This is a genomic window from Micromonospora sp. B11E3, from assembly GCF_039871625.1.
GTDB lineage: Bacteria > Actinomycetota > Actinomycetes > Mycobacteriales > Micromonosporaceae > Micromonospora.
The window spans coordinates 1-1,218 of sequence record NZ_JBDPMC010000214.1 but is presented as its reverse complement, the minus strand read 5'-3'; the positions used below and the strand labels follow the sequence as shown (position 1 = coordinate 1,218).

The following is a 1,218-nucleotide window of genomic DNA, read 5'->3' as shown; positions in this document are numbered from 1 at the left end:
CTCGGCCGCATCGGGATTCCACGACAACTATGGTTTCGCCCCCGGGTATCCCAGGACGGTCTCACTGGGCCACCCCGACACTCAGGTCACGTCCGGCCCGGCATCTCCGCACACGCAATCCACACCGGTCCGTACCGGCCAATCGGCAACCCCGCACCCCACACCGCAGCCGCCCCCAGCGACCTCCACCACGAAGGCGCCACTACCAGAACCGCCAGATCACGTGGTCAATTGGCGGCCCGGCACGGATGGGCCTCAAACCTTCCGCGCGTACATGGCGGAGCTGAAAGGAAAGGGTGAACTCCCCGACCGGGTATCCCTGACCACCGACAAACAGGGGAAGCTGGGGCCAGGGATGACCGCATGGGTGAAAGCCTGGGCACAGGGACTGCAGGGTAAGCCCGCCCCCAACGGCCACCCCTACACCCAGCGGGCGGTAGCCACACTATCCGGCAAACTGATCGACCAGACATCGGTCGGGACATATTGGCGGGAGGCGGCGCCGCCGCTGCCCCCACCACCAGATCACGTGGTCACTTGGCGGCCCAGCACGGACGGGCCCGCCACCCTCCACGAATACCTGAAGACGCTGGAAGAAAAGGGTGAACTCCCCGACCGGGTATCCCTGACCACCGACAAAAAGGGGAAGTTGGGGCCGGGAATGGCCGCATGGGTGAAAGCCTGGGCACAAGCAATGAAGGGTAAGCCCGCCCCCAACGGCCACCCCTACACCCAGAAGGAGGTAGCCACACTATCCGGCAAACTGATCACCCAGACATCGGTCGGGAAATATTGGCGGGAGGCGGCGCCGTCGCTCCCTCCGCCGCCACCCGGAACAGGTCAAGGTCTTGAGTTGCCGTTTAATTTACACCTTCTGCTTTAGTTTTAGTTCTTGAGTTTCACGGGCCTTAGGGGTTTCCTAACGCTCGTGTCACCGGGGATCATTTAGTTGATCTAGGGCGGGGGGTGTCCCTATGGGTTTTGTCAAACAGCGGCGGGTCTTGGCTGGTAGGGGATCTTGTCGCGGAGCATGGCGAATAAGACGTCGCAGCGGCGTCGGGCGAGGCAGATGAGAGCGGCGTTGTGTTTCTCCGCGATCGCGCAGCCGACCGACCCGACCGAGTTCGTCACCGCCCTGCGCACCCGCCTCGATGCGTCCCTGGCCAGGTGGGCCCAGGCGATGCGGACCGGGACCGCCGGCACCACGATCGGCACCCG

The 1,218-nt window shown here is 64.3% G+C and carries 1 protein-coding gene; it reads left to right on the top strand.

All coding sequences use genetic code 11. The annotated features are described in order from the left end of the window. Window positions 1-274: 274 nt before the first annotated feature. A complete protein-coding gene (locus tag ABGB16_RS33730; protein ID WP_347672100.1) occupies window positions 275-883 on the top strand; it encodes a hypothetical protein in 609 nt (202 codons plus the stop codon). Window positions 884-1,218: the final 335 nt, after the last annotated feature.

Excerpts from the sequence above, each read along its gene's own strand:
- ABGB16_RS33730 (WP_347672100.1), top strand. The coding sequence starts at position 275 with ATGGCGGAGCTGAAAGGAAAGGGTGAACTCCCCGACCGGGTATCCCTG.